Annotated in this window: 7 protein-coding genes; 1 reads left to right on the forward strand and 6 read right to left on the reverse strand. The window is 61.9% G+C overall.

Features of this window, described 5'->3' with window-relative positions; translation table 11 throughout:
* The first annotated feature begins 641 nt into the window (after positions 1–641).
* Entirely contained in the window at positions 642–1,424 is a 783-nt protein-coding gene (locus IU514_RS12870) for a hypothetical protein (protein WP_194931496.1), read from the forward strand.
* On the opposite strand, the gene IU514_RS19280 is transcribed toward IU514_RS12870, so the two are convergent.
* The 6 genes from IU514_RS19280 to IU514_RS12900 all read right to left on the reverse strand — a co-directional run.
* Positions 1,421–1,696, reverse strand: coding sequence for a DUF3322 domain-containing protein (locus IU514_RS19280; RefSeq protein ID WP_386761076.1), 276 nt, complete (start codon positions 1,694–1,696; stop codon positions 1,421–1,423). The two genes, IU514_RS12870 and IU514_RS19280, sit on opposite strands and share 4 nt — an antisense overlap.
* A gap of 14 nt (positions 1,697–1,710) precedes the next feature.
* A complete protein-coding gene (locus IU514_RS12880) occupies positions 1,711–2,595 on the reverse strand; it encodes a helix-turn-helix domain-containing protein (protein ID WP_194931498.1) in 885 nt (294 codons plus the stop codon).
* 131 nt (positions 2,596–2,726) lie between these two features.
* Positions 2,727–3,467: a helix-turn-helix transcriptional regulator gene (locus IU514_RS12885; protein ID WP_194931499.1), complete on the reverse strand. Its 741-nt coding sequence runs from the start codon at positions 3,465–3,467 to the stop codon at positions 2,727–2,729.
* Between the two features lie 311 nt (positions 3,468–3,778).
* Positions 3,779–4,657 carry a patatin-like phospholipase family protein gene (locus IU514_RS12890; RefSeq protein ID WP_194931500.1) on the reverse strand — a complete coding sequence of 293 codons (879 nt, stop codon included), beginning with the start codon at positions 4,655–4,657 and terminating at the stop codon, positions 3,779–3,781.
* Positions 4,658–4,771: 114 nt separating this feature from the next.
* Entirely contained in the window at positions 4,772–5,725 is a 954-nt protein-coding gene (locus IU514_RS12895; protein WP_194931501.1) for an MBL fold metallo-hydrolase, read from the reverse strand.
* Positions 5,726–5,741: 16 nt separating this feature from the next.
* On the reverse strand, positions 5,742–6,597 hold an 856-nt coding region (locus tag IU514_RS12900), incomplete at its 5' end, for an alpha/beta fold hydrolase (RefSeq protein WP_425492008.1).

Here is a 6,597-nt window from a genome sequence, read left to right on the forward strand (position 1 = left end):
GTTGGTCATCGCTCGGATGCAGGCGGTTGGGCGTTGCAGCCGCCCACAGACTTCAGTGGCAACAGGTTGGCAATCCCACCCGCGGTCTTCTTGACCTGGGCATAGACGTCGGCGGTGGCGCCGGTGGCGGGTTGCCCTAAACACATGGGCGCGGATCGGTGACGGTCACGGCGGGCGTAGCGGCGATAACCGGGCCTTATCAGATGTAGGAGATCGGTGAACTGATCGGCTGCTGGAGCCGTTCGAATGACGCCGTCCACCCTGAGGGCGCCATGTCGCCTACAGCTTTCCGCGTTGAGGTCGCTGGGCACCGCCGAAGAAGCCCGGATCGCGGCGCTGGTCAGGCAAACTGCGGGCAGAAATGCCTGGCGATGGCGCCTCCGCGGTGAAGGCGGCGGCGGGCATCGGGTCGGCACGAAGGATCCGGGACGCTTCATGGCATGCACGGTGCGACGGCCACATCCGTAGATTTGCGTAGACACGCCGGTCCATTCGGGAAATACCGGCGCAGTTCGCATGAAGTTGCGTAGTTTTACCGAAGGCATGCCATCGCGGCGGCGTTAACGTCGAAGTGGCACGGCGCAGCGTGCTTTGCGGGCACGCTGCGCCCACGACCATTCCTTCCCTCGATGGAGATGCTCATGAAAGCGATGATGGTCGCGGCAATCGCGTTCTTGGCCAGCGCATCGGCGCATGCCGCCGGCCCTGAACCCGGCCGGTTCTCACTCACCCTGCTCGGCGGCGGTGACGTCCCCGTCAGCGGCGACGTGCACGACGGTGCGACGGTCGACGTCCCCGATCTCGGGCCGCTCAACCCGGCGCTGGCCGGCGTCGACGCGCAGCTGCGCATCGGTTCGCGCACGCACGAACGCGTCTACGACACGGCCACCACGTACGGGCTGCGCATGGCGTGGGGCCTGAGCGACCGCATGGAAGTATTTGGCGAACTCCGGGAGACGCATGCGTCGGTGGGGAGCTTGCAAGTCGGCGAGGCCTATGTGCCCGCGCTCGATGTCGCGCTGCCGGTCTATGGACGGTTCTCGAGCTACCAGGCGTGGAGCGCGGAACTGGGTGTGCGCTGGTTCTTCATGGAGCCCGGCTCTGCTCGTCCGTACGTGGCAGCGCGTCTCGGCGGCACGGAGACGGACGACATAGACGCAACCTTCGAGATTCCCGCCGCCAACATCCTCATCCCCGACGCGCCGTTCTACGAGAAGAAGTGGGCGCTCAGCGCTGGGCTCGACGTGGGCGTGAACATCCCGCTGTCCGAACGCGCAAGCCTCATCGCCGAAACCGGCGTGCGCTACGTCGACGACCTGGAAGGCGACGACAGCGCGATCGGGCCGCTGGGTCTGTCGCGGATCAACGACACGGGCCGGCGCATTTCCGCTCCGGTAACGCTGGCGTTGCGGTGGAACTTCTAGGGCACGGGCGGGCCGCGCGGAGCCCAGGCGTGAGGCGCTACTTCATCGGCCTTGCGCACCAGTGGATCCGCAGCGGCCGTCAGCCCCGCGATGGGCAATTGCCTCATGTACAGACCGGATGCCGGGAGCTCGATCAGCCAATCAACTACGTTCACAACTCGCCAGTAGTCCTCATCCGGTAGCCCCGCGAGCCACTCAGCATACCCTCTCAGCGGTTCCGCCAGTTCAGGCCAGGCCACTCCGAGGCAAGCAGAGTCTCGACGGTGCTCCACGGCCGGGAGAGTCGTCAATCGCAGCCGCTTCGGTACTCTCTGGGAGCGATGCCCGTGCGCTTCCGGAACGCCGTCGAGAATGAAGCAACCGAGCTGTACCCAACTGCCAAGGCGATGTCGCCAATTAGGAGAGGAGTGCCTTTCAGGAGTGTGCATGCTACATCCATGCGCATGCGCGTGAGATATTCATGCGGGCTCACGCCCGTCGCGCGTTTAAAGGCTGCGCAGAAATGGAAACGACTAATCCCGATTATGTTTGCAAGCTCCTGCAGGCTGATATCCTGGGCTAGATTATCGTGCATGTACTGCGCAACTCGTTTGACCTGCCACGGCTCAAGTCCGCGCGATCCGCTGGCAAGTGGCTTTACCAGCGTCGAATGAGCGCGGAGGAGTTGTATGCAGAGCAAGTCGATCGCTTGCTCCAGAAGGAGCCGGGAGTGAGTTCCGGGCGAATCAGCCTCATCCGCGATTACCTCCATAATCATGAAAAGCCGATCGTCCGGTGCATGGATGCAATCGAGAAGGTCAAATGCGCGCCCCTCCGCCAAAGAGTCGGCACAGTAGAGTAGGCGTTTGTGGCCCAAGTAGATGTTGGAGGCTGTGTTAGGCGTGCAACTGAACTCGCCCTCGTACCCGCGTGGCAGGTAGGTGATCGTATGACTGCAGGCTTCTGCTTCCTTCTTTTTCCCATCGATCGTCGAAGCGGCTTTCCCACTGCCTGCATACGTCGCCCATAGGACATGATCTTGCATGGGCTTTACGACCGCGTTAAAGGCGCCGTGAGTCCAGTGACCGGTAACGCGGGTCTCACCATTCAAGACGTCATCGAGAACTGCAGGTCGTACCCCCGCGATCCGCGCCACCTCCTCCACAGAGCAATTAAGACGGCTCGGATCCATGGGGAACGCTCACGTTGTCGAGCGGACGGCAGCGCTTTGCTACCAGTGCTGCTGCTGCCGAGTACTGTGTCTTTTTGAAGCCCGGGCAGATGGCGTTCCGTGCCACTTCGACCTCTTGCCCATGGCGTTAGCTACTGAGTGGCGTTGCGATAAGCTCGAGGCGAGCTTCCTGCATACCGGCGGAATGCCGTGGAGAACGCGGACAAGGAGTTGTAGCCAACGGCTAGACCAACATCTCCAATCGATATCGGGGTTGTTCGAAGCAGCGTGCATGCGGTGCGCATTCGTAGGCGCGTCAGATACTCATACGGCGCAATGCCCGTCGCAGTACGAAAGGCGGTGCAGAAATGGAAGCGACTCTGGCTCACGACATTGGCGAGCTCTTGCAGCGTGATCTCGTCGCCCAAACGATCTCGCATGTAGGCGGTGACGCGCTTGACCTGCCAGGGCGCGAGTCCGTGGTGCTGTTGTGCGAAGGGGTACGCGAGAGTGGAATGTCCGCGGAGCAACACGATACACAAGAGGTCAAGTGCATGTTCAAGAAACATCACCCCGTGTGGGCCGGGCGCCGCCACCTCGTCGCGAATAATCCTCATGATGGAGTACAGCCTGGGATCCGTGCTGCTGACCCGATCCACCAGCTCGAACGCTCGCCCCTCCGCCAATAGGTCGGCGGCCCCCTGCAGGCGGTCGTGCCCTAGGAACACGTTGGATACGTTGGCGGGCTCCTCGATGGTCCACTCTCCACCGTGGCCGCGCGCCACGATATGGACCCCGCCGCAACGGTTGGGGGCAATCACGCGCTTTCCATCGAAGAGGGCTATCGCGTTGCGCTTACCCGAATGGACCGCGGCAATGACGTGGTCCTGCATCGGCTCAACTTCCATCTCGTACGCACGATGCGTCCATGCCCCTGTGACGCGTGTCCGGCCGTGCAGGACGGAGTCGAGAACGGGTGGTCCAACCCCTCCCGCGATCCGGGTTACTTCTTCATTCGTCTCGCGGAGTTCGCGCGTAGCCATAGGGATGCGGCCCTGATCTAAGCATGCCAAAAACCTACGTGGCCAGCGCATCCGTTTGCCGGAATACCTAAGTTACGAGCAGCCCATACCGGGGTCAATACACTGTGGACGCGTCAAAAATTGTGCCAACTGCGTACGACGCCGCTCTCGCCAAGGCACGGCTAATGCGCATGCTCGTAGAGTTGCCCTGGGATCAGGGGGTCCTCCAAACCGCCGGCCTCCAGCCATATCCGCGTGGATTCATAGGCACGCACGATTAAGCTTTGGGCGGCTGAGTAGTCGTATGGCGAAGTCGCCAGCGGACACAGACTGGGAACAATACGTAGTTCGATGTGGCTTCCGAGCCAATGCTCGGCGTCACGGGTGAGTTGCCCCGCGACGAGCTTCGCCACGGAGTGCATGGCCCGGCCGACGGCGCCTCGTGGTACCTGCCTTGGGGCGCAGGTGTATCCCGTTGGAAGCACAATCACGCGTTTTGCGCCAAGGGCTACTGCGACAGAGATGGGTGCATTGTTGGCGACGCCTCCATCTACCAGCATGTAGGGACCGATCTTGACCGGCGGAAAGATACCGGGAATTGCGGTGCTGGCCAGGACCGCGTCGACGACCGGACCGCTTGACAGAATCACCTCGCGGCCATTCGTTATGTTCGACGCCACGATATGGACCGGCATGGCTGCATCTTCGAGGCGCGCGTACCGCAGATGCCGTTCAAGCAGCGCACGCAGCCCTCGCGACTCCACCAGGTACCCTCGACTTCCAAACAGACCGGTGACCACGCTGCGCAATTGAATGGGCATGACTTCCCTGCGACGCACAGAACACCACAGTTGTCGAAGTTCCTGCACGCCGCCAGACGTCGGGTTACCGGCGAAGTACGCCGCATTGATCGCGCCGGCAGAGGTCCCGACGAGGAACGCGGGGGTTTCATTCCATTCCAGTAGCGCGGAGAGCATTCCCACTTCCACCGCACCCAGACTACCGCCGCCCGCAAGCACGAAGGCGGTTGGGAATGGCCGGGAAATCTGTGGAGCTTCCATGGCTCTGGCCCCGCGTTCTTTTTGCTGGCTGTGTGAGAAAGCCTCGAACGGCACCCACACTCGTATCAACGCGTGCCGCCGCGTCGCGATGACGCAGCGGCAGCGAAGAGCGCCCTACAGTCCGTCGTAGACGAGGCGCGTGAAGAATGCCGGGTCGATGAGGAACTGGCCCCACTTCGCATCGAACTGCGAAGACGGCTTGGCTGCAATCACGGCATCGCGATTCTTGCCTTGCTTCTTCAGCTTGGCCACGTTATCCCGGATCGTCTGCAACATCGTCCGATACTCCTCCAGATCGGCGCGTGTTGCGGGCGGGCCGTGTCCTGGAATCACGATCGTGCGAGATCCGGCCATCTTCAGGCTCAGATCCGCTGCGCGAATCATGCCGTCGATGCTGCCGCCGTGCTCGTTGTCGATGAACGGATAGATGCCATTCCAGTACGTATCACCAACGAAGAGCACATCTGCATTCTTGAAGTGGACGTACAGATCGCCGTCGGTGTGCGCCGGTGGAATTGCGACGACATCCACCTGCTCACCTCCGACCGCGTACTGCTTTCGATCCTTTACCAGAACGCGCGGCTGGCCGGAGGTCGTTAACGGCTGGAAGGTGTAGCTCCAGTCGTCCACGCGCTCGACCTGGGCGACGTACTGCGCGGTGCGCGGGTGGGCGACGATCTCCGCGCCGGCGTCGTGCAACCAGGCGTTTCCATCCGTGTGGTCCCAGTGCCAATGCGTATTGACGACGTTCGTAACCCGGTCGGGGCTGAGCGAGGCGAGCGCTTTGGTCAGCTTGTCCTTGGAGATCGCGATGCCGGCATCGACCATGAATTTTTCGCCGGGCGCAACCAACACGCCAATATTTCCACCGGATCCTTCCAGCATGGATACGCCCCCACGCAGCGGGGTGATCTTGATGTCCGAGCGTGCCGCCTCGGCGTTGATCTTGATCACCGGGCTGTCCTGAGCGGCACCGAGCGTGGGCCAGGCGAGCGTCGACGCGATCAATGCAATGCGGATTGCTCTGCCGATGCGAGCAGCGATATTGTTGAAGTGCGCGCGATACATGTCTGCTCTCCAGTAGTCAGGAGCGGATGAACGCGAGCAGATCCGCGTTCAGGCGATCACGGTGGGTGTCGGTCAGCCCGTGTGGCGCACCCTCGTACACCAGCAGCTTGTTGTCCTTGATCAGCTTCGTCGACTGGAGAGCCGCCGCTGCGATCGGCACGACCTGGTCGGCGTCGCCGTGAACGATCAAGGTGGGAATGTCAAACTTCTTCAGGTCCTCTGTCAGATCGGTCTCAGAGAAGACCTTGATGCATTCGTATGTGCCCTTGTAGCCCCCCATCATGCCCTGCAGCCACCAGAAATCGATCAGGCCCTGGACCGGCTTGGCACCGGGCCGGTTGAATCCATAGAACGGCCCACTCGGAATGTCGATGAAGAACTGCGAGCGATTTTCCAGGAAGGCTTTGCGCAAACCGTCGAACACTTCAATGGGCGTTCCGAGCGGATTGCCTTCGGTCTTCAGCATCAACGGCGGAATTGCCGAAACCAGCGCGGCCTTCTTGAGCCGTTTCGTGCCGTGGCGGCCGATGTAGCGAGCGACTTCGCCTCCGCCGGTGGAGAAGCCGATCATCGTGGCGTCTTTGACGTCAAGATGATCCAGCAGCTGTGCGAGGTCGTCGGCATAGGTGTCCATGTCGTTGCCTTCCGACGGCTGGGCGGAACGACCGTGCCCACGACGATCGTGCGCGATCGCGCGATAGCCATTGGAGGCCATGAAGAACATCTGGGCTTCCCAGCTGTCCGACGACAACGGCCAACCGTGACTGAAGGTGACGACCGGACCGGTGCCCCAGTCCTTGTAGTAGATCTCGGTGCCGTCTTTGGTGGTAAAAGTGCCCATAGTTGTGCTCCGGGGGAGGAGGGGGGTGGGG

This window comes from Lysobacter niastensis, from assembly GCF_015453285.1.
In the GTDB taxonomy this organism is placed as follows: Bacteria; Pseudomonadota; Gammaproteobacteria; order Xanthomonadales; family Xanthomonadaceae; genus Lysobacter_J; species Lysobacter_J niastensis.